Source organism: Streptomyces sp. NPDC029041, assembly GCF_040637515.1.
Lineage (GTDB): Bacteria > Actinomycetota > Actinomycetes > Streptomycetales > Streptomycetaceae > Streptomyces.
The window spans coordinates 426,538-447,523 of sequence record NZ_JBEZWO010000003.1 but is presented as its reverse complement, the minus strand read 5'-3'; the positions used below and the strand labels follow the sequence as shown (position 1 = coordinate 447,523).

Below are 20,986 nucleotides of genomic sequence, written 5' to 3'. Positions count from 1 at the left end.
GGAGAGATGTAGATGTCCGTATCGGACGAGACCAGCACCGTCACCGACGGCATCATCCTGACCGACGCCGCCGCGTCCAAGGTCAAGGCGCTGCTCGACCAGGAAGGCCGCGAGGACCTCGCGCTGCGCGTCGCCGTCCAGCCCGGCGGCTGCTCCGGCCTGCGCTACCAGCTCTTCTTCGACGAGCGCGCCCTCGACGGCGACGTCGAGAAGGACTTCGGCGGTGTGAAGGTCGTCACCGACCGCATGAGTGCCCCGTACCTGGGCGGTGCCACGATCGACTTCGTGGACACCATCGAGAAGCAGGGCTTCACGATCGACAACCCGAACGCGACGGGCTCCTGCGCCTGCGGCGACTCCTTCAGCTGAGCCTGCCGAGCCGCCATGGGCGGCCGCGGACACGACGAAGGCGGCGGCCCCCTCAGGGGGCCGCCGCCTTCGTGCTGTACCGGTCCCTGCCTACCGCTCCTGCGTCGGGGGAGCCGGCAGCCGTGCGCCCTCCTTCGCCAGCGGCACCGCCTTGCCGTCCGCGTTCACGACGGCCCGGTCACCGAGCGGCTCGTCCAGCTGCACGGTCTTCTGGAACTGCTTGGCGATCATGACGCAGACCTTGCCCGGCCAGGGGGTCGACGTGACCGTGACCGTCACCTCGTCGCCCTTCTCGCTCGCCTTCACGTCGTAGTCGGCGCACACGCCGCCCGTGAAGGTCACCGTCAGCTCCGCGCCCTCGGCCCGGTAGCCCTCCACCTTCTCCTCGCGCGGACCGGGCGCCGGCGAGGGCTTCTCGCCCGGCCGGCTCGGCTCGGGAGAGGCCAGGTACTTCGGCTCCACCGCCGGGTACGTCACCGTGAACGGGTCCTTCGCGCCCGCCGCCGTCACCTCGAACAGCCAGGACGGCACCAGCGCCCGCCGTCCGTCCACGTCGTGCGCGGCCAGCCCGAACACCGCCTTCTCGACGGTCACGGTGTCTTGCTCGGGAGCGCCGCTCGCCGACTGACCGCAGGGCTGCTCCAGCCGGTCCTCCAGGGGCACGGGCTCGGCGCAGCCGCCGATGCCCATCCGGTGGTCGCTCTTCGGCTGCCCTTCCATCAGCTGCAGCGCCTTCCCGGCACTGACCACGGGGTAGGTGTCACCCGTCACCGGCGCTTTCAGCTGTCCGCTGCCGCCGACGACCTCGCCGTCGTGGCCGACCGTGATCCCGGTCGTCCAGCCGTACGTGGGGAGTCCGCCGACCGCGGGATCGGCGTTCACCACCCGCTGGGCCCCCATGACCTGGCTCGCGTCGACCTTCGCGTCGTCCTGACCCACCGCCTTCAGCACGGGCGCCGCGGCCTTCCCGGCCGCCTCCTCGCTCACCGGAGTGCCACCGGACTGCGGGGCCGTGCAGGTGTCGGTGCCCTTGCAGTTGTCCGTGCCGGGGGCGTACCGGCTGAACGTCCAGGAGCCCGGTGCCTGCCGGTTCACCTGCAGACTCGGCCCGGACCCGTCCTGGCCCCCGATCTTCCAGGCCTCGCCCTGCGCCACCGGCGCCCCCTCGACTCCGAGGGCCTTCGCCAGCCGGGTCACGTCCGCCTCGGTGACCTCGCCCCGCGCCCGGTACACCGGCGCCTCGCCGGGGCCTTCGGGCAGGGTGCCGGCGACGCGGTAGGTGGCGCCGTAGGGGTTGGGCTCGCCGGGCGCGATGCCGTTGCCGCCACCGGCGGTGGACTCCGAGTAGCCGTCGAGCGCGAGCGGCGGGGGAGTGCCGCCACCACCGGGCGCACCGGACGTCGCGCCGCCGCCCGGTCCACTGGCGGCGTTGGAAGCGAGCCACGCCCCACCGCCGCCGATCAGCAGCACGGCGGCGGCGACGGAGGCGATGATCGCGGGCGTACGGGGACGGCCACCGCCGGGGCGGACCAGGTCCTCCTCGTGGCGGGGCAGGTCACCGGCGGGTGCGGTGGTGGCACGGGGACGGGCCGTCCCGGCGCCGGTCAGGTCCCCCGCCGCGGCGTCGCCTTCAGGTGCTGATCCCGGCACCGGCGTCGGGGCCGAGCCGGAGCGAACGCCCTCGCCGTCTGCGCCTTCCGCGGCGTCGGAGGCGACCTGGCCTTCCCCGGCGTCCGTGGTGGACTGGCCTTCCCCGGCGTCCGCGGCGGCTTCGCGGTCCGGGGACCGCTCGGTGCCGCCTTGCCGGTCCCCGGTGGCCGCGGCGGACTCGCCGTCGCGCTGCGCGCCTTCGGGGGTGTCCGCCCCCGAGGCTTCCGGCGCGCCGGTCTCCGCGACCGGCGGGGCGGGGGCCGCCGCCCCGGCGTCCCGCTCATCGTCGACCGAGCCCTCGGGAGACTCGGCGGCCCCGTCGGAGTCGGCGGCATCCGCCGGAGCCCCGGCCGCCACCGACTCTCCAGCTCGCGCCGGAGCCCCGGCCTCCGGCGACTCTCCTGCTTCGGCAGGTGCCTCATGACCCTTCGACCCCTCAGCCGCCGCCCTGGCCTCTCCCGTGCCCGGCTCCCCGGCCTTCGGGGCGTCCGCGGTGGCGCCGGCCGCTTCCCTGGCGTCGGCGTCGTTGTCGGGTCGCTCGGTGTTCACCGCATCGCTCCTTCGGCTGCACAGCTGTCCCATGGGACCCTGCCCGGTCGCACACGGACCGCTGGTGGGTCGTATCCCGCCTCCCCTTTACGGGGGACAGCGATGGGACGCAGCGGGGGAGCTCACGGTTCCCGCGCGTGCGCCGTTCAGTCCCCGTAGTCGGACATCGCGTCGAGCAGCCGCGCCGACGCCGGAGGTACGGACACACCGTGGATCAGGGCCGGGGAGACCGGTCGGGAAGCGACCCGGGGGACCGCCCAGTGCGGAGCCATCCGCGCCCCGTCACCCGGCAGCGACGCCAGGTCGCCTTCGAGATCGACCGGAACGGGCGCATGGACCTTGAGGTTCGTCATAGCGGCACCGTATGCACGGCCGAGCTCACCGAGAAAGATCTACTATCGGGTAGTTTCGATGCCTTCAGCGCTGCCGGCCCACCCGATAGCGTGAACCGTCAAGGTCCGCCTCCCTCAGGAGAATCCACGCCGTGCGCATCGCAGTCACCGGCTCCATCGCCACCGACCACCTCATGACCTTTCCCGGCCGCTTCGCCGACCAGTTCGTAGCGGACCAGCTGCACACGGTCTCGCTGTCGTTCCTGGTCGACAAGCTGGACGTCCGCCGCGGCGGCGTCGCCGCGAACATCGCGTTCGGCATGGGGCAGCTCGGTACCCGCCCGATCCTGGTCGGCGCGGCGGGCGCGGACTTCGACGAGTACCGGGCCTGGCTCGACCGGCACGGCGTCGACACGGAGTCCGTCCGCATCTCCGACACGCTGCACACCGCTCGCTTCGTGTGCACGACCGACGCCGACCACAACCAGATCGGCTCCTTCTACACCGGTGCCATGAGCGAGGCCCGCCTCATCGAGCTGAAGACCGTCGCCGACCGCGTGGGCGGGCTCGACCTGGTGTCCATCGGCGCCGACGACCCGGAGGCCATGCTCCGGCACACCGAGGAGTGCCGCTCCCGGGAGATCGCGTTCGCCGCCGACTTCTCCCAGCAGATCGCCCGGATGGACGGCGAGGAGATCCGCATCCTGCTCGACGGGGCGACCTACCTCTTCTCCAACGAGTACGAGAAGGGCCTCATCGAGAACAAGACCGGCTGGAGCGACGCGGAGATCCTCTCCCGCGTGGGCCACCGGGTGACCACCCTCGGCGCGCGCGGCGTACGCATCGAGCGGGCCGGCGAGGACCCCGTCGAGGTCGGCACGCCCGACGAGGAGCGCAAGGCCGACCCGACGGGCGTCGGCGACGCCTTCCGTGCCGGGTTCCTCTCCGGTCTGGCCTGGGGCGTCTCCCTGGAGCGTGCCGCGCAGGTCGGCTGCATGCTGGCGACCCTCGTCATCGAGACGGTGGGCACGCAGGAGTACCAGCTGCGGCGCGGGCACTTCATGGAGCGGTTCACCAAGGCGTACGGGGACGAGGCCGCGGAAGAGGTCCGGGGGCATCTGGGCTGACCGTCGTCGGCCGCGGGTGCGTGGGGGCCGGTCGCGCCCCGCGGCGGCAGCCGCATGTCGACACAGCCCCGCGCCCCCGAGTGACTCAGCTCGCCCGGCGGATCAAGTACGCCGTTCCTTGGTCCGCCGGCTCCTCGCCCACGTACTCCTGGTTCCTCATCTCGCACCACGCCGGGATGTCCAGCCGGGCCGCCTCGTCGTCCGACAGGACCCGGACCAGACCGCCCACCGGCACGTCGCCGATGACCTTGGCGAGTTCGATGACCGGGATCGGGCACCTCTTGCCCAGGGAGTCCACGACGAGCTCGTCGGCCTCCCGCACCACCGTCTCGGGAACCGGCGCCCCCAGCTTCTCCCGCACCGCGGCCACCGCCCGGGGAAGCACCTCCAGGAACCTCTCCACCTCCTCCTCGGCCGCCCCGAGGGGCAGCGAAACCCGCACATTTCCCTCACTCAGCACACCCATGGCCCGCAGCACATGGCTCGGCGTCAGGGTGCTGCTCGTGCAGGACGATCCGGACGAGACGGAGAAACCCTCGCGGTCCAGCTCGTGCAGCAGCGCCTCGCCGTCGACGTAGAGACAGGAGAAGGTGACGACCCCGGGCAGCCGGCGCGCCGGATCACCGACGACCTCGGCGTCGGTCACCAGTCGCGGCACCCGCGCCCGGATCCGGTCCGTCAGCTCCCGCAGGCGCACCGCCTCCTCGGCCGCCTCGGCCCGAACGGCCCTGAGTGACGCGGCCGCCGCCACGATCGCCGGGAGGTTCTCGAAACCGGGCGCCCGCCCCGACTCCCGCTCGTCCACCGGCCCTTGCGCCGCGAACCGCACCCCCTTGCGCACGACCAGCAGCCCCACCCCGGACGGCCCGCCCCATTTGTGCGCACTGCCCGTGAGCAGCGACCAGCCCCCTTCCACCGGCCCCCATCCCAGGGACTGCGCCGCATCCACCAGCAACGGCACCCCGGCCTCCCGGCACCGCTCCGCCACCGCCGCGACCGGCTGCTCCGTGCCCACCTCGTGGTTGGCCGACTGCAGACACGCCAGCGCCGTGTCGGCGCGCAGGGCATCGCCGTAGACGACCGGATCCACCGACCCGCCCCGGTCGACGGTCACCTGGGTGACCGAACCGCCGTCCGTCTCGTGCAGCTCGGCCGAATGGAGGACAGAAGAGTGTTCGACCGCTGACACGATCAGGTGGCGCCCGACGCGTCTGCGCCCGGCCAGCGCCCCGGCAATCCCCGTGTGCACGGCACGGGTTCCGGACGAGGTGAAGATCAGTTCGTCCGGTCGGCACCCCACGGCCTCGGCGGCGGCCTCCCGCGCGGCGTCCAGCAGCAGCCGGGCCCGCCGCCCTTCCCTGTACAGACGCGAGGGATCCGCCCACCCCTCGTCGAGCGAGGCCAGCAGAGCCTGCCGGGCGACAGGATGAAGAGGAGCACCGGAAGCAGCATCGAAGTAACCCACAGGGCAACGCTAGAACGCCCAGCACACGGACGCCCCCAAAGGGGCGCGGGCTGCGACATCTGCGGCTCCGTCGCAGGGCACGAACAGCCACAAACCACCCGCAGCCGCCAATTCAGCGAACCGCCCGGGTGAGTAGGCACCCCTCCCCGAGAACCCCCGGAGGGCGTCGGCTAGGGTTTGGTCCGCATAAACATCCAAACCCCTGCCCGACGCAGGGCGGCGACCGACCAGCGAGAAGGCCAGGCCGCAGCCGATCCGCGCGGGCGAGACTCTCGGGAAGGCGCTACGTGAGTCCCAACGGCTCCGACCGCTCGCCGCGGCGCCCGATGCGGCGGAAGCTGCTGCAGGCACTGACCGCGGGCCTGGTCTTGGCGACAGCCACCGGTTGCTCGTACAACTGGGAAGACTTCCCCCGCCTTGGTATGCCCACCCCGACCACGGAAGAGGCTCCGCGGATCCTCTCCCTGTGGCAGGGGTCCTGGGCGGCTGCGCTCGCCGTCGGCGTGCTGGTGTGGGGTCTGATCCTGTGGAGTGCTTTCTTCCACCGGCGCAGCCGCACCAAGGTCGAAGTTCCTCCGCAGACCCGGTACAACATGCCCATCGAGGCGCTGTACACCGTGGTCCCGCTCATCATCGTCTCGGTGCTGTTCTACTTCACCGCCCGTGACGAGTCCGAGCTCCTCAGCCTCAAGAAGAAGCCCGACGTCACGGTCAACGTGGTCGGCTTCCAGTGGAGCTGGTGCTTCAACTACATCGAGCCGGTCGCCGGTTCCACCGGGGACGCCAAGACCTCGAAGGACCTGGACGCGATCCCGGACCGGTTCAAGAAGGACTTCCCGGCAGGCGCCGGCGGCGTCTACGACTGCGGCACCCCGGGCACGCGCAACCCGCAGACGGGCAACCCGGGCCCGACCCTGTGGCTGCCCAAGGGCAAGACGGTCCGCTTCGTCCTCACCTCGCGTGACGTCATCCACTCCTTCTGGGTGGTGCCGTTCCTCATGAAGCAGGACGTCATCCCGGGCCACACCAACGCCTTCGAGGTGACCCCCAACAAGGAGGGCACCTTCATGGGCAAGTGCGCCGAGCTCTGCGGCGTCGACCACTCTCGGATGCTGTTCAACGTGAAGGTCGTCTCCCCCGAGCGCTACGAGCAGCACCTCAAGGACCTCGTGGACAAGCAGCAGAACGGTTACGTTCCTGCCGGCATCGCGCAGACGAGCCACGAGAAGAACCGGGAGACGAACAACCTGTGAGCATCCTCAACGAACCCCAGGGTGCCGCGGCAGCAGGGTCCCACTACCAGGACGAGCTGCCGGTCAGGCGCCAGAACCGCGGCAGTGTCGTGGTCAAGTGGCTGACGACGACGGACCACAAGACGATCGGCACGCTGTACCTGGCCACGTCGTTCGCGTTCTTCGTCATCGGCGGCGTCATGGCGCTGCTCATGCGCGCCGAGCTCGCCCGGCCTGGTCTGCAGATCATGTCGAACGAGCAGTTCAACCAGGCGTTCACGATGCACGGCACGATCATGCTGCTGATGTTCGCGACGCCGCTGTTCGCCGGCTTCGCGAACTGGATCATGCCGCTGCAGATCGGCGCGCCGGACGTGGCCTTCCCCCGGCTGAACATGTTCGCCTACTGGCTGTACCTGTTCGGCTCGCTCATCGCGGTGGGCGGCTTCCTCACCCCGCAGGGCGCGGCCGACTTCGGCTGGTTCGCCTACAGCCCGCTGTCGGACGCGGTCCGCAGCCCGGGCATCGGCGCCGACATGTGGATCATGGGCCTGGCCTTCTCCGGCTTCGGCACCATCCTCGGCTCGGTCAACTTCATCACCACGATCATCTGCATGCGCGCCCCGGGCATGACGATGTTCCGCATGCCGATCTTCACCTGGAACGTGCTGCTGACCGGTGTCCTGGTCCTGCTGGCCTTCCCGGTCCTGGCCGCGGCCCTGTTCGCCCTGGAGGCGGACCGCAAGTTCGGTGCCCACGTCTTCGACTCCGCCAACGGCGGCGCGTTGCTGTGGCAACACTTGTTCTGGTTCTTCGGCCATCCAGAGGTGTACATCATCGCGTTGCCGTTCTTCGGCATCATCAGTGAGGTCATCCCGGTCTTCTCCCGCAAGCCGATGTTCGGTTACACGGGTCTGATCGGCGCGACCATCGCGATCGCGGGTCTGTCCGTGACGGTGTGGGCCCACCACATGTACGTCACCGGCGGTGTGCTGCTGCCGTTCTTCTCCTTCATGACGTTCCTCATCGCCGTACCCACCGGCGTGAAGTTCTTCAACTGGATCGGCACCATGTGGAAGGGCTCGCTGTCCTTCGAGACGCCGATGCTCTGGGCGACCGGCTTCCTGATCACCTTCACCTTCGGTGGTCTGACCGGTGTCATCCTGGCCTCGCCGCCGATGGACTTCCACGTGTCCGACTCGTACTTCGTGGTGGCCCACTTCCACTACGTCGTCTTCGGCACCGTGGTGTTCGCGATGTTCTCCGGCTTCCACTTCTGGTGGCCGAAGTGGACCGGCAAGATGCTGGACGAGCGCCTCGGCAAGATCACCTTCTGGACGCTGTTCATCGGCTTCCACGGCACGTTCCTGGTCCAGCACTGGCTGGGCGCCGAGGGCATGCCGCGTCGTTACGCCGACTACCTGGCGGCCGACGGCTTCACCGCGCTGAACACGATCTCGACGATCAGCTCGTTCCTGCTCGGCATGTCGATCCTGCCGTTCTTCTACAACGTGTGGAAGACGGCCAAGTACGGCAAGCCGGTCGGCGTCGACGACCCGTGGGGCTACGGCCGCTCCCTGGAGTGGGCGACCTCCTGCCCGCCGCCGCGGCACAACTTCATCACCATGCCGCGGATCCGCAGTGAATCCCCGGCGTTCGACCTGCACCACCCGGAGATCGCCGCTCTCGACCAGCTCGAGAACGCCGGTCACGGCGAGAAGGCCCTCGCTGGCGGCAAGGAGGCCGGCAAGTGAAGATCCAGGGCAAGATGTTCATGTGGCTGAGCGTCTTCGTGCTCGCCATGGCCGTCGTCTACGGCTTCTGGTCGAAGGAGCCGGCCGGCACCACGGCGCTCTTCCTGGCGTTCGGCCTGTGCATCATGATCGGCTTCTACCTCGGCTTCACGGCCAAGCGGGTGGACGTCGGCGCGCAGGACGACAAGGAGGCGGACGTCGCGGACGACGCCGGCGAGGTCGGGTTCTTCAGCCCGCACAGCTGGCAGCCGCTCTCGCTCGGCATCGGCGGCGCGCTCGCCTTTCTTTCGGTCGCCATCGGCTGGTGGCTGATGTACTTCTCGCTGCCGATCATCCTGATCGGCGTCTGGGGCTGGGTCTTCGAGTACTACCGCGGTGAGAACCGCACTCAGTAGCACGCGCCGAGCGCCCAAGGGGCCCGGACACTCCGACAGGAGCGTCCGGGCCCCTTCCTTCTGCCGTCATGGATGTCACTCGTACGAGTCGTTCGGCGTGCCGCTCTTGACTCCCGTTCCTAGCGTGAGGTCATGAGCCACACAGTGATCTCCCGCCCCCGCACCGTCGTCAGCTGCACGCTGCTGGTGATAGCCCTCAGCGCGGGCGTCACCGCCTGCGGCTCCGACGGCAACCCCCTGGCCGCCCGCCCCTACGACGCCGCGGACCAGATCTCCTTCAACGCCCCCGACGGCGACCGCAAGAAGGCGGATCCGGACAAGCCCCTGGAAATAGTGGAGGACTCCGACGGGCGCATCACGGACGTCACGGCCCACGACGCCTCAGGACGCTACGTGGCGGGCGAACTCGCCGCCGACGGCAGCCGCTGGCACAGCACCTCCCCGCTCGCCGCCAACGCCAGCTACACGGTCCGTGTGAGCACCGAGGACGAGGACGGGGCGCCCGGCCGCAAGGTCGTCACCTTCGACACCGGCAAGCCCACCACCAAGAAGCGCCTGGACGTCACCTTCGGTCCCAAGACCGGCACCTACGGCGTCGGCCAGCCCGTCACCGCCGAGCTGAGCCAGCCCGTAAGGGACAAGGCCCAGCGGGCCGTCGTGGAGCGTGCCCTCAAGGTCTCCTCCACGCCCGCCACGGACGGCGCCTGGCACTGGGTGGACGACAAGAAGCTCCACTACCGCCCGAAGGACTACTGGCCCGCCCAGGCCACCGTCCAGGTCCGCAGCAACCTGCAGGGCATCAAGATCGGCGACCGGATGCGGGGCGGCAAGGCCAAGCCGCTGACCTTCACCACCGGGGACAAGCTCATAGCCGTCACGGACGCCGCCGCCCACCAGATGACCGTCTACAAGAACGACGAGATCGTCCGCCAGATACCGGTCACCACGGGCAGGCCCGGCTACGACACCCGCAACGGCGTCAAGGTCGTCCTGGCCAAGGAGGGCACCGTCCGCATGACCAGCGCCAGCATCGGCGCCTCGGACTTCTACGACCTGATCGTCCACCACTCCGTCCGCGTCACCAACAGCGGCGAGTACGTCCACGCCGCCCCCTGGTCGGTCGGCTCCCAGGGCTTCGCCAACGTCAGCCACGGCTGCACCGGCATGAGCACCGAGAACGCCGCCTGGTTCTACGACACCGTCCGCGAGGGCGACATCGTCAAGGTCATCAACTCCGGCGGCGACACGATGGCGCCGTTCGGCAACGGCTACGGCGACTGGAACCTCGACTGGGCGAAGTGGCGCACCGGCAGCGCCCTCCTGGGCGGCACCCCCGACGGCCCCACGGAGGCCGACAGGGCCCGCCTGAGGCCCCAGAGCGTCTAGACGCCTTCGGGGGCATCGCCTTCAGGGGCGCGGGGAACTGCGCGAACACCCCCACGCGCCCGCAGCCGCCGAACAACGAGGCGAACCGGCCCCCTAGGCGTTCAAAGCCGCCTTCTCCCGCAACAGAGAAGCCAGCGCGGAGGCGAACTCCACCGGCTCCACCGGCAGCGTCACCGCCGCCTCCGCCCGGCTCCACGTCGCCAGCCACGCATCCTGAGGCCGCCCGATCAGCAGCAGCACCGGCGGGCACTCGAACACCTCGTCCTTGATCTGCCGGCAAAGACCCATGCCCCCCATCGGCACGGCCTCCCCGTCCAGCACGCAGACGTCGATCCCACCCCGGTCCAGCTCCGTGAGCACAGCGGCGGGAGTCGCGCACTCCACGAACTCCACCACCGGGACGTCCGGAGCCGGCCTCCGCCCCGTGGCGAGCCGCACCTGCTCTCGGGTGTTGGAGTCGTCGCTGTAGACCAGCACCGTGGCGGTCGGCTGCATTGTTCCTCCGTGACGTCAGCGTCGTAAGGACAGGCCCGTGGGCCGGATGCTACTCCCTTGAACACCACGTCAACACCGGTACGAACGGTGAAGACACTCCGAACGGCACCCCCCGGAGTGAGGGCGGGATAAGCGACCGACATAATGTCGGTCGTGGCGACAGCAACGACAGTAGAAACCGGGCACGCGCACCCGTCGGTCAATCGGCCGAACCTCACCAGCGTCGGAACGATCATCTGGCTGAGTTCCGAGCTGATGTTCTTCGCGGCCCTCTTCGCGATGTACTTCACCCTGCGATCGGTGACGGGTCCCGATCACTGGAAGGAGATGGCCGCCCATCTCAACTTCCCGTTCTCGGCGACGAACACCACCATCCTGGTGCTCTCCTCGCTCACCTGCCAGCTCGGCGTCTTCGCCGCCGAGCGCGGTGACGTGAAGAAGCTCCGGATGTGGTTCATCGTCACGTTCGTGATGGGTGCGATCTTCATCGGCGGTCAGGTCTTCGAGTACACGGAGCTGGTCAAGGACGCGGGCCTGTCCCTGTCCTCCGACCCGTACGGCTCGGTGTTCTACCTGACCACCGGCTTCCACGGCCTGCACGTGACGGGCGGTCTCATCGCCTTCCTGCTGGTCCTGGGCCGGACCTACGCGGCCAGTAGGTTCACCCACGAGCAGGCGACGGCCGCGATCGTCGTGTCCTACTACTGGCACTTCGTCGATGTCGTCTGGATCGGTCTCTTCGCCACGATCTACATGATCAAGTAGCAGGGCCCGCATCCGCGCGTGCTCGACGAAGCGCGCATCCCAGAAGCATCGACGCAGAAGATCCTGACACCGGGGTAATCCGTGAAAAAGCTCTCCGCACGACGACGCCACCCGTTGGCGGCGCTCGTCGTCCTACTCCTCGCGCTGGCATGCACCGGGGGGCTGTACGCCGTGTTCGCACCCGCGGACAAGGCACAGGCCGACGAAACCGCCCAGTCCCTCACCATCGAGGAGGGCAAGAAGCTCTACTCGGTCGGCTGCGCCAGTTGCCACGGCACCGGCGGTCAGGGCACCTCCGACGGGCCGAGCCTGGTGGGTGTGGGCGCCGCGGCCGTCGACTTCCAGGTGGCCACCGGCCGTATGCCGGCCGCCACCTCCCAGGGCCCCCAGGTCCCGGAGAAGAAGAACATCTACTCGCAGGCCGAGATCGACCAGCTCGCGGCGTTCATCGCCTCGCTGGGCGCCGGTCCGTCGGTTCCGACGGAGGAGCAGTACGGCCCCGAGGGTGCCGACATCGCCAAGGGCGGTGAGCTGTTCCGCACCAACTGCGCGCAGTGCCACAACTTCACCGGCAAGGGCGGCGCGCTGACGCACGGCAAGTACGCGCCGGACCTCGAGGGCGTCTCCCCGAAGCACATCTACGAGGCCATGCAGACCGGCCCGCAGAACATGCCGTCCTTCCCCGACACCACGCTGTCGGAGAAGAACAAGAAGGACATCATCGCGTACCTCGACGCGGTCAACAGCGAAAAGACCGAGAGCCCCGGCGGCCTCGAACTGGGTGGCCTCGGGCCGGTCAGCGAGGGCCTGTTCGGCTGGATCTTCGGTCTCGGCGGTCTGATCGCCGTCGCCGTGTGGGTCGCCGCCCGGACCGCAAAGGCCAAGAAGTCATGAGTAGCCAAGACATTCCAGAAGAGAACCTGCCTGCCGCGCAGTCCGCAGGACATGACGAGCACGGGCACGGCGCGGTGAGCGTCGCGGACGACAAGAACCCGTTCGCCGACCCGGGCCTGCCCCCTCACGAGCACCGAGTCCAGGACATCGACGAGCGGGCCGCCAAGCGGTCCGAGCGCTCGGTCGCCCTGCTGTTCACGGTGTCGATGCTGGCCACCGTCGCCTTCATCGCCTCCTTCGTGGCGATCCCGGTCGACAAGTCGGTCTACATCTTCCCGCTGGGCCACATCAGCGCGCTGAACTTCGCGCTGGGCATGACGCTCGGCATCGCGCTGTTCTGCATCGGCGCGGGCGCCGTCCACTGGGCCCGCACCCTGATGTCGGACGTGGAGGTCGCCGACGAGCGGCACCCCATCGAGGCGTCGCCCGAGGTCCGCGAGAAGGTCTTCGCCGACTTCAAGCAGGGCGCCAAGGAGTCCGCGCTCGGCCGCCGCAAGCTGATCCGCAACACCATGCTCGGCGCGCTCACGCTGGTGCCGCTCTCCGGCGTCGTGCTGCTGCGTGACCTCGGTCCGCTGCCCGGCACCAAGCTCCGCCACACGCTGTGGTCCAAGGGCAAGCTGCTCGTCAACATGAACACCAACGAGCCGCTGCGTCCCTCGGACGTCGCGGTCGGGTCGCTGACCTTCGCCAAGCCCGAGGGCCTGGAGGAGCACGACCACGACTTCCAGAACGAGATCGCCAAGGCCGCCCTGATGATCGTCCGGATCCAGCCGGAGGACATCAAGGACAAGCGCGAGCTCGAGTGGTCGCACCAGGGCATCGTCGCGTACTCGAAGATCTGCACCCACGTCGGTTGCCCGATCTCCCTGTACGAGCAGCAGACGCACCACGTGCTCTGCCCCTGCCACCAGTCCACCTTCGACCTCTCCGACGGTGCCCGAGTGATCTTCGGTCCCGCCGGTCACGCCCTGCCGCAGCTCCGCATCGGCGTGAACGACGAGGGCTACCTCGAGGCGCTCGGCGACTTCGAAGAGCCCGTCGGCCCTGCTTTCTGGGAGCGCGGATGAGCACTGCACAGAATCGCCGCAAGGCACCCGCGGGTGAGCGGGTCGCCGACTGGGCCGACGGCCGCCTCGGGATCTACTCCCTGGCCAAGGCCAACATGCGCAAGATCTTCCCGGACCACTGGTCCTTCATGCTCGGTGAGATCTGCCTCTACAGCTTCATCATCATCATCCTCACGGGTGTGTACCTGACGCTGTTCTTCCACCCGTCGATGAACGAGGTGGAGTACCACGGCAGTTACGTCCCGCTTCAGGGGCAGCTGATGTCGGAGGCGTTCGCCTCCACCCTGGACATCAGCTTCGACGTCCGCGGCGGTCTGCTCATCCGGCAGATCCACCACTGGGCGGCGATCATCTTCCTCGCCGGCATGTTCGTGCACATGATGCGCGTCTTCTTCACCGGCGCGTTCCGCAAGCCGCGCGAGATCAACTGGCTGTTCGGCTTCCTGCTGTTCGTCCTGGGCATGTTCACCGGCTTCACCGGCTACTCCCTCCCGGACGACCTGCTCTCCGGCACCGGTGTCCGCTTCACGCAGGGCGCCATCCTGTCCATGCCGATCGTGGGCACGTACATCTCGATGTTCCTGTTCGGCGGGGAGTTCCCGGGCACCGACTTCGTCGCCCGGTTCTACTCGATCCACATCCTGCTGCTGCCGGGCATCATGCTCGGGCTCGTGGTCGGCCACCTGATCCTGGTCTTCTACCACAAGCACACCCAGTTCGCGGGTCCCGGCCGGACCAACAAGAACGTCGTCGGCATGCCGCTGCTGCCGGTCTACATGGCCAAGGCCGGAGGCTTCTTCTTCCTGGTCTTCGGTGCCATCGCGGCCATCGCCGGCATCGCGACCGTCAACCCGATCTGGGTTCTCGGCCCCTACCGTCCCGACCAGGTGTCGACCGGTGCCCAGCCGGACTGGTACATGGGCTTCGCCGAGGGTCTGGTCCGCGCCATGCCGGGCTGGGAGATCAACCTCTGGGGTCACACGCTCGTGCTGGGCGTGTTCATCCCGCTGGTGCTGTTCGGTGTCTTCCTCGCGATCATCGCCCTGTACCCGTTCATCGAGTCGTGGGTCACCGGGGACAAGCGCGAGCACCACATCCTGGACCGCCCGCGCAACGCCCCGACGCGCACGGCCGTAGGTGTCGCCTGGGTCACCGGCTACATCATCATGCTGATCGGCGGTGGCAACGACATCGTCGCCACGCACTTCCATCTGTCGATCAACGCGGTGACCTGGTTCGTCCGGATCGGGTTCTTCCTCGGCCCGGTCATCGCCTTCGTCGTCACCAAGCGCATCTGCCTCGGCCTGCAGCGCCGGGACAAGGAGAAGGTGCTGCACGGCCGCGAGTCGGGCATCATCAAGCGCCTGCCGCACGGTGAGTTCATCGAGGTGCACGAGCCGCTCAGCCAGGAGCAGATGTACACGCTCACGGCGCACGAGCAGTACAAGCCGGCCGAGATCGGCCCGACGGTCGACGAGAACGGTGTCGAGCGCAAGGTGAAGGGCTCCGAGAAGCTGCGCGCCAAGCTCAGCGACGCCTACTACGGCGAGGGCGCCCAGATCCCGAAGCCCACCGCCGAGGAGTACCGGGAGATCACGAGCGGCCACGGCCACCACTGATCACTGCTTCGCCACGCCACAGAGGGGCCCCGTCCGATCACCGGACGGGGCCCTTCGCCCTGCCCGGGGCTGGATAGGGTGGACCCGTTGAGACTCTCGTCCCGCAGTGCGGGACGCCTGACCCTGGAGCGGCTTATGAGCGCTGTGACCCCCGCTGGAGGCGACACCGCGGCGGGCCGCTCCTGGCCCCTGCTGCTGAACGGCCTGCTGGACGGCAGGCACCTGAGCGCGGACGACACCGCCTGGGCGATGGACCGGATCATGCGCGGCGAGGCGACCGAGGCGCAGATCGCCGGGTTCGTCGTGGCCCTGCGCGCGAAGGGCGAGACCGTCGAGGAGATCAACGGCCTGGTCCGCACGATGTACGCGCACGCCAACGTGATCGAGGTGCCCGGGGCGACGGTCGACATCGTCGGCACCGGCGGCGACGGCGCGAAGACGGTCAACATCTCCACGATGTCCTCCATCGTCGTCGCCGGCACCGGCGCCAAGGTCGTCAAACACGGCAACCGGGCCGCGTCCTCGGCGTCCGGGGCCTCCGACGTGCTGGAGAAGCTCGGGGTCAACCTGGAACTGCCGCTGCACCGGGTCGCGGAGGTCGCCGACGAGGCCGGGATCACCTTCTGCTTCGCGGTGAAGTTCCACCCGGCGCTGCGCCACGCGGGTGCCGCCCGCGGCCAGTTGGGCATCCGCACGGTGTTCAACGCCCTCGGCCCGCTCACCAACCCGGCCCGGGTCCGTGCCCAGGCGGTCGGTGTGGCGGACCCGCGCATGGCGCCGATCGTCGCGGGAGTCTTCGCCGAGCGTGGCAACTCGTCCCTGGTCTTCCGGGGCGACGACGGCCTCGACGAACTGACCACCACGGCCACGTCCCGGGTGTGGACCGTCCGGGACGGCAAGGTCACCGAGGAGGCCTTCGACCCGCGTGACGTGGGCCTCGAACTCGTCCCGGTGGAGGCGCTGCGCGGCGCCGACGCCTCCTACAACGCCGAGGTCGCCCGCCGCCTGCTGGACGGCGAGACCGGCCCGGTCCGCGAGGCGGTCCTGCTGAACTCGGCGGCGGCCCTGGTGGCTCTGGAGCCCACCGCGGCGCCCCTGGCCGAGCAGATCGCCGCCGGGATGGCGAAGGCGGCCGAGTCCATCGACTCGGGGGCGGCCAAGCGCACGCTGGAGCGCTGGGTGGCCGCGAGCAACGCGTAGCGGACCCCCGTCGGCGGAACGACCGGCGTCCCGCGATCCGGACTCGGGTTGCGGGGCGCCGATCTCTTCGCGTACGTTCCTGAACAGGTCATGAGTGACAGTCATGAGGCCCCGGCCGACTGTCCGGCAACCCTCCGTCCGTGGCGGGGTGCCCCGGGTGAAGACCGGGCCGCAGGCAGCGAGGTCTGCGGCAAGCGCGTGACGAGGAGTCTTCCGTGAACCAGCGAATGCGATAGGGCCGCAGAGCCCCGCCTCCGCATCCCCTTTTCCTTTCACCCCCGCTCGAGCCGTACGCGCTCGCGGGCGGATTCCACCTGCCTTCACGGGAGTTCCGTCATGTCTGTCTCCACCCTTGCCGCCGGCCAGTCCGTTTGTGCCCCGCTGCCCGTTCTGGGGCGGGATGTCACCGTGCCGCTCGTGACCGGCGGTGAGGTGACCTACGCCGCGCTCGACTACGCCGCCAGCGCCCCGGCGCTCCAGCGGGTCTGGGACGACGTCGCCGCCTACGCGCCGTACTACGGCAGCGTGCACCGCGGTGCCGGGTACCTGTCCCAGCTGTCGACCGACCTGTTCGAGAACGCCCGCCGGACCGTGGCCGAGTTCCTCGGCTGCCGCGAGGACGACCAGGTCGTGTTCACCCGGTCGACCACCGACTCCCTCAACCTGCTGGCCGCCGCCCTCCCCGCCGACTGCCAGGTCTTCGTCTTCGAGACCGAGCACCACGCCTCCCTGCTGCCCTGGCAGGAGGCCCGGGTCACCTACCTGGACGCCCCGCGCACCCCCCGGCAGGCCGTCGGGACCCTGGAGCGCGCCCTCGCCGGCCGTGACCCCCACGGGCCGGCGCTGGTCTGCGTCACCGGCGCCTCGAACGTCACCGGCGAGCTGTGGCCCGTGCGGGAGCTCGCGGCGGCCGCGCACGCCCACGGTGCGCGGATCGTCCTGGACGCCGCCCAGTTGGCCCCCCACCACCCCGTGTCCGTCGCGGACCTCGACGTCGACTGGGTCGCCTTCTCCGGGCACAAGCTGTACGCGCCCTTCGGCACGGGCGTCCTGGCCGGACGCGCCGACTGGCTGCGCGCGGCCGAGCCGTACCTCGCGGGCGGCGGCGCCAGCCGCAAGGTCAGCCGGCGCGAGGACGGGGGAGTGGACGTGGAGTGGCACGACAGCGCCGCGCGCCACGAGGCCGGCTCGCCCAACGTCATCGGCGCCTACGCCGTCGCGTCGGCCTGCAAGGCGCTGACCGAGGCGGGCTTCGACACCCTCGTCGCCCGTGAGCAGCACCTGGTCCGCACGGTGCGCGACGGTCTCGCCGACGTGCCCGAGGTGCGGTTCCTGTCCCTCTTCGGGGACGACGCGCCGCGCGTCGGCGTGCTCTCCTTCGTCGTCGAGGGCTGGAACAGCTCCCACTTCGCCGCCGCCCTGTCCGCCGAGTACGGCATCGGCGTACGGGACGGGCTGTTCTGCGCCCACCCGCTGCTGCGCACCCTGCTCGGCAGCGACCCGCAGACGCAGGGCGAGTGCGGGTCGCCCGAGGCCGCCCCCGGGGAGAAGTCGCTCAACGCCATCCGGGTCAGCTTCGGCGCCGGCACGCCCGACGAGCACGTGGAGCGGTTCGTGCGGGCGGTGAAGGAGCTCGTGACGGACGGCGCGCAGTGGAACTACCGCACGCAGGACGGCCGCTGCGTGCCGGACACCTCCGCCTAACCGGCCGCCCCGGGGGGACCGACGCGCCCTAGTTGTCGAGCCCGATGGAGAACGCCGCCTCCAGGTCGTGCTGCGAGTACGTGCGGAACGCCACGTGCGTGTCGGTTCCCTCCACCCCGGGGATCTTGCTGATCCGGCCCGGGATGACCTCCGCCAGGTCCTCGTGCTCCTTCACCCGGACCATCGCGATCAGGTCGTAGGTGCCGGTGACGGAGAAGACCTCGCTGACGCTGTCCAGCGCCGCGATCGACTCGGCGATCTCGGGGATCCGGTCCACGCTGGTCTTGATGAGGACGATCGCGGTGATCACGGCTGGTTCTCTCCCTCGGGAGCCGGAGCAGGGGCGGCCTTCACTCTAGTGGGGCCGGTGGGGCGGCCGTAGCGGACCGACGCGTAGCCGAAGCCCAGACCGAAACCGATCAGGTGGGCCAGGTAGGCCACCCCCGGCGCGTCCGGGGCCCGTCCCGCCGCCAGCCACTGCAGCGCCGCCCAGAACGGCAGGACGACCCATGCCGGAAAGCGCACCGGCAGGAAGAACAGGAACGGCAGGAGACTGGTCACCCGGGCCCGGGGGAACAGGTACAGAAATGCACCGAGGACCGCCGAGATCGCCCCCGAGGCCCCGACCAGGGACTGATCGGAGTCCGCGTTGGCGACGGCGTAGCCCAGCAGGGCCAGGTAGCCGCAGCCGACGTAGAACAGGATGAACTGCACCCGGCCCATCCGCTCCTCGGTCATCGCCCCGAAGACGTAGAGGAAGAGCATGTTGCCGAGCAGGTGGACCCAGCTGCCGTGGACGAAGAGCGCCGTCGCGGGGGTGAGGGCCGCCCCCGCGGACCCCTCGAACAGTTCTGCGGGGATCACCCCCCAGCGCCGGAAGTAGGCCCGCTGCACCGCGAGCACCTCGTCGCCGGTGCCGTACGCCGGATTGAGTCCCGAGGCGGGCCCGGCCAGGAAGACCGCGCAGCACACGGCGATCAGTGCGTACGTCACCGGCGCCGAGGATCCCCGGACCGATCGGCCGGCCCGGATGATCGACGCGCTCCACTTGCTGATCATGAACACAGAGCATGACGTAACCGGACGCAACCTCGCAGATCGCCTCGCCGCCGTGGACGCGCGGGCGGCGAGGACCCGCCAGGCCGTAGGGTTACGAGCCACACGCACCGGGGATGCCGGTCGCGTCACGGACACTAGAAGGAAAGAGAACAGGTCACGATGACGGTTCCCCTGCCGACCGCCGGGACGCGGTGGCGCTGCACCCTCTGCGGCAACCTCACGAGGTTCGACGTGACCCGCTCGTCGAAGGTCGTCGAGTACGTCCACCTCGACCTGGCCGGAGAGCCGAAGGTCGAGGAGCGCGAGGTGCTCAGTGAGACCATCGAGTCGGTGCGCTGCCGCTGGTGCAACGCGGTGGACCAGGTGGAACTCGTGGACAGGCCGGGCGCCGGCTCCTGAGGATGGGGGTCCCCCCGCTCGAGCGAAGTCGAGAGTGGGGGAGGGCCCCGCACGGATTGGGGTGTGACGGATGGTGGAGACCACAGGCGGGGGGCCGGGCGACGGCGCCGCCGAGGTGCTCGACCGTCCGCTGCCCGACGGCGTGCGCCGCAGAGTCGTGCAGATCGTCTCCGACGGCTTCGGCTCGCTGACGGTCGGCGAGCTGCCCGCACAGCTCAGGCAGTACGCCCGGTTCGCGCCGAACCGCCGGACGAAGTTCGCAGGCAACGCCATGGCGGCCGCGCTGGAGACGGATGCGCTGTTCCGGCAGCGCATCGGGGAGAAGCTCAGAGAGGCCCAGCCGGAGCTGACCGGCGCTCTCGACTCAGGCTCCCCGCCCCCGGCCGCGGACCCGCTCGACGTGGCGGCCGCGGCCTACGTACTGCGGCCACCCGGCTGGGTGAAGCTGGTGGCCGCCGCCGGTGAGGAGGCCCAGCGGGCCGACGCCGAACGCGCCGACGAGGAGAGCCGGGCCGAACTGGAGCGGCTGCGGGCCGAGCTCGACCGGGCCCGCGAGCACACCCGGGCCGAGACCGAGCGGCTGCGCACGGAGCTGGAATCGGCCAAAAAGGAAACCGAGGCGCTGCACCGCAAGCTGCGCGCCGCCCTCAGCGACGTCAAGCGCGGCGAGGCCGCGCTGCGCAAGGCGCACGGCGAGATCGACGCCGTCCGCGCCGAGGGGCACGCCCAGGTGTCCGCCGCCGAGAGCGAGACCCGGCGGCTGAAGTCCCGGCTGAGCGAGTCCGAGGCCGCTCTGGAGGCCGCACGCCGGGCCGCACGCGAGGGCCGCAGCGTCGAGGACATGCGGGTACGGCTGCTGCTGGACACCCTCCTGGACGCCACCCAGGGGCTGCGCCGCGAACTGGCCCTGCCGCCGGTGTCGGTGCGGCCCGCCGAGACCGTGGACGCCGTCGAGCCGGGCCGGATGACCCCGAAGGACATCGCCGCCCGCGCCCTGTCCGAGGACGACCCGCAGGTCCTCGACCAGCTGCTGGCGCTGCCGCAGGCGCATCTGGTCGTCGACGGCTACAACGTCACCAAGACCGGCTATCCGCAGATGCCGCTGGAGAAGCAGCGCCTGAGGCTGCTCGGGCAGCTCTCCCAACTGGCCGCGCAGAGCGGCGCCGAGGTGACCTGCGTCTTCGACGGTGCCGAGCTCGCCGCGCCGGTGCTGCTGGCCCCGCCGCGCGGCGTACGCGTGCTGTTCTCGAAGCCGGGCGTCACCGCCGACGAACTCATCCGCCAGCTGGTGCGCGCCGAACCGCCGGGGCGTCCGGTCATCGTGGCGTCCACCGACCGCGAGGTCGCCGACGGCGTGGCCCGGGCCGGTGCCCGCCCGGTGGCCTCGGCCATGCTGCTCAAGCGCCTTTCGCGCGCCTAGGGGGCGTACGCCCGCTCTGTAACCTCCGGGCGTGATGCCCGGATTGGTGAGGCCCGTGGGCCACGGTGCGTCAAATGAGTCTCACTGCCTGTGAGTCCAGGG

At 70.1% G+C, this 20,986-nt stretch carries 20 protein-coding genes and 1 riboswitch; of the genes, 14 read left to right on the top strand and 6 right to left on the bottom strand.

Annotated elements, in window-relative coordinates; translation table 11 throughout:
- Nucleotides 1–12 precede the first annotated feature (12 nt).
- On the top strand, nt 13–369 hold the full coding sequence (locus tag AB0F04_RS09290; protein WP_031109243.1) for an iron-sulfur cluster assembly accessory protein: 357 nt from the start codon (nt 13–15) through the stop codon (nt 367–369).
- 90 nt (nt 370–459) lie between these two features.
- On the opposite strand, the gene AB0F04_RS09285 is transcribed toward AB0F04_RS09290, so the two are convergent.
- Complete coding sequence (locus AB0F04_RS09285; RefSeq protein WP_362039796.1) at nt 460–1,923, bottom strand: hypothetical protein; 1,464 nt, start codon at nt 1,921–1,923, stop codon at nt 460–462.
- A 791-nt stretch (nt 1,924–2,714) separates the two neighbouring features.
- Nucleotides 2,715–2,921: a hypothetical protein gene (locus tag AB0F04_RS09280; RefSeq protein ID WP_053671966.1), complete on the bottom strand. Its 207-nt coding sequence runs from the start codon at nt 2,919–2,921 to the stop codon at nt 2,715–2,717.
- A gap of 131 nt (nt 2,922–3,052) precedes the next feature.
- Between AB0F04_RS09280 and AB0F04_RS09275 the strand changes: the two genes are divergently transcribed.
- Nucleotides 3,053–4,027, top strand: a complete 975-nt coding sequence (locus AB0F04_RS09275; RefSeq protein ID WP_362039433.1) for a carbohydrate kinase family protein — start codon at nt 3,053–3,055, stop codon at nt 4,025–4,027.
- Nucleotides 4,028–4,112: 85 nt separating this feature from the next.
- Here the strand turns inward: AB0F04_RS09275 and AB0F04_RS09270 are convergent, their stop codons facing one another.
- Complete coding sequence (locus AB0F04_RS09270; RefSeq protein WP_362039431.1) at nt 4,113–5,492, bottom strand: aminotransferase class V-fold PLP-dependent enzyme; 1,380 nt, start codon at nt 5,490–5,492, stop codon at nt 4,113–4,115.
- 287 nt (nt 5,493–5,779) lie between these two features.
- Here AB0F04_RS09270 and coxB point away from each other — a divergent pair, with 287 nt between their 5' ends.
- The 4 genes from coxB to AB0F04_RS09250 all read left to right on the top strand — a co-directional run bounded on the left by coxB (nt 5,780) and on the right by AB0F04_RS09250 (nt 10,259).
- Nucleotides 5,780–6,745 carry a cytochrome c oxidase subunit II gene (coxB, locus tag AB0F04_RS09265; protein ID WP_030837547.1) on the top strand — a complete coding sequence of 322 codons (966 nt, stop codon included), beginning with the start codon at nt 5,780–5,782 and terminating at the stop codon, nt 6,743–6,745.
- Complete coding sequence (gene ctaD / locus AB0F04_RS09260) at nt 6,742–8,478, top strand: cytochrome c oxidase subunit I (protein ID WP_362039429.1); 1,737 nt, start codon at nt 6,742–6,744, stop codon at nt 8,476–8,478. Before coxB ends, ctaD begins: the two co-directional genes overlap by 4 nt.
- Nucleotides 8,475–8,873 carry a cytochrome c oxidase subunit 4 gene (locus tag AB0F04_RS09255; RefSeq protein ID WP_362039428.1) on the top strand — a complete coding sequence of 133 codons (399 nt, stop codon included), beginning with the start codon at nt 8,475–8,477 and terminating at the stop codon, nt 8,871–8,873. The genes ctaD and AB0F04_RS09255 overlap by 4 nt, the downstream gene beginning before the upstream one ends.
- 132 nt (nt 8,874–9,005) lie before the next feature.
- A complete protein-coding gene (locus tag AB0F04_RS09250; RefSeq protein ID WP_362039427.1) occupies nt 9,006–10,259 on the top strand; it encodes an Ig-like domain-containing protein in 1,254 nt (417 codons plus the stop codon).
- Between the two features lie 93 nt (nt 10,260–10,352).
- Here AB0F04_RS09250 and AB0F04_RS09245 read toward each other — a convergent pair whose 3' ends face one another.
- Nucleotides 10,353–10,754, bottom strand: a complete 402-nt coding sequence (locus AB0F04_RS09245) for a hypothetical protein (RefSeq protein ID WP_362039424.1) — start codon at nt 10,752–10,754, stop codon at nt 10,353–10,355.
- Between the two features lie 144 nt (nt 10,755–10,898).
- Between AB0F04_RS09245 and AB0F04_RS09240 the strand changes: the two genes are divergently transcribed.
- From AB0F04_RS09240 to AB0F04_RS09215, 6 genes are all read left to right on the top strand, one after another.
- Nucleotides 10,899–11,519, top strand: coding sequence for a heme-copper oxidase subunit III (locus tag AB0F04_RS09240; protein ID WP_003989683.1), 621 nt, complete (start codon nt 10,899–10,901; stop codon nt 11,517–11,519).
- Between the two features lie 81 nt (nt 11,520–11,600).
- Nucleotides 11,601–12,413 (top strand): c-type cytochrome, encoded by an 813-nt coding sequence (locus AB0F04_RS09235; protein WP_362039422.1) that lies wholly within the window; start codon nt 11,601–11,603, stop codon nt 12,411–12,413.
- Entirely contained in the window at nt 12,410–13,483 is a 1,074-nt protein-coding gene (locus tag AB0F04_RS09230; protein WP_362039420.1) for a Rieske 2Fe-2S domain-containing protein, read from the top strand. Before AB0F04_RS09235 ends, AB0F04_RS09230 begins: the two co-directional genes overlap by 4 nt.
- The gene (locus AB0F04_RS09225; RefSeq protein ID WP_362039418.1) at nt 13,480–15,102 is read left to right on the top strand and encodes a cytochrome bc complex cytochrome b subunit; all 1,623 of its coding nucleotides are present in this window, start codon (nt 13,480–13,482) and stop codon (nt 15,100–15,102) included. Before AB0F04_RS09230 ends, AB0F04_RS09225 begins: the two co-directional genes overlap by 4 nt.
- 135 nt (nt 15,103–15,237) lie before the next feature.
- Entirely contained in the window at nt 15,238–16,302 is a 1,065-nt protein-coding gene (trpD, locus tag AB0F04_RS09220) for an anthranilate phosphoribosyltransferase (protein ID WP_053671955.1), read from the top strand.
- 86 nt (nt 16,303–16,388) lie between these two features.
- Nucleotides 16,389–16,505: riboswitch (SAM riboswitch) on the top strand.
- A gap of 133 nt (nt 16,506–16,638) precedes the next feature.
- Nucleotides 16,639–18,006, top strand: coding sequence for an aminotransferase class V-fold PLP-dependent enzyme (locus tag AB0F04_RS09215; protein ID WP_362039416.1), 1,368 nt, complete (start codon nt 16,639–16,641; stop codon nt 18,004–18,006).
- A gap of 28 nt (nt 18,007–18,034) precedes the next feature.
- Here AB0F04_RS09215 and AB0F04_RS09210 read toward each other — a convergent pair whose 3' ends face one another.
- Nucleotides 18,035–18,316: an Lrp/AsnC ligand binding domain-containing protein gene (locus tag AB0F04_RS09210; protein WP_030848030.1), complete on the bottom strand. Its 282-nt coding sequence runs from the start codon at nt 18,314–18,316 to the stop codon at nt 18,035–18,037.
- Nucleotides 18,313–19,065, bottom strand: coding sequence for a rhomboid family intramembrane serine protease (locus AB0F04_RS09205; RefSeq protein ID WP_362039415.1), 753 nt, complete (start codon nt 19,063–19,065; stop codon nt 18,313–18,315). Before AB0F04_RS09205 ends, AB0F04_RS09210 begins: the two co-directional genes overlap by 4 nt.
- A gap of 159 nt (nt 19,066–19,224) precedes the next feature.
- Here AB0F04_RS09205 and AB0F04_RS09200 point away from each other — a divergent pair, with 159 nt between their 5' ends.
- Both AB0F04_RS09200 and AB0F04_RS09195 read left to right on the top strand, forming a co-directional pair.
- On the top strand, nt 19,225–19,464 hold the full coding sequence (locus tag AB0F04_RS09200) for a hypothetical protein (protein ID WP_114251597.1): 240 nt from the start codon (nt 19,225–19,227) through the stop codon (nt 19,462–19,464).
- Between the two features lie 70 nt (nt 19,465–19,534).
- Nucleotides 19,535–20,884 carry an NYN domain-containing protein gene (locus AB0F04_RS09195; RefSeq protein ID WP_362039412.1) on the top strand — a complete coding sequence of 450 codons (1,350 nt, stop codon included), beginning with the start codon at nt 19,535–19,537 and terminating at the stop codon, nt 20,882–20,884.
- Nucleotides 20,885–20,986: the final 102 nt, after the last annotated feature.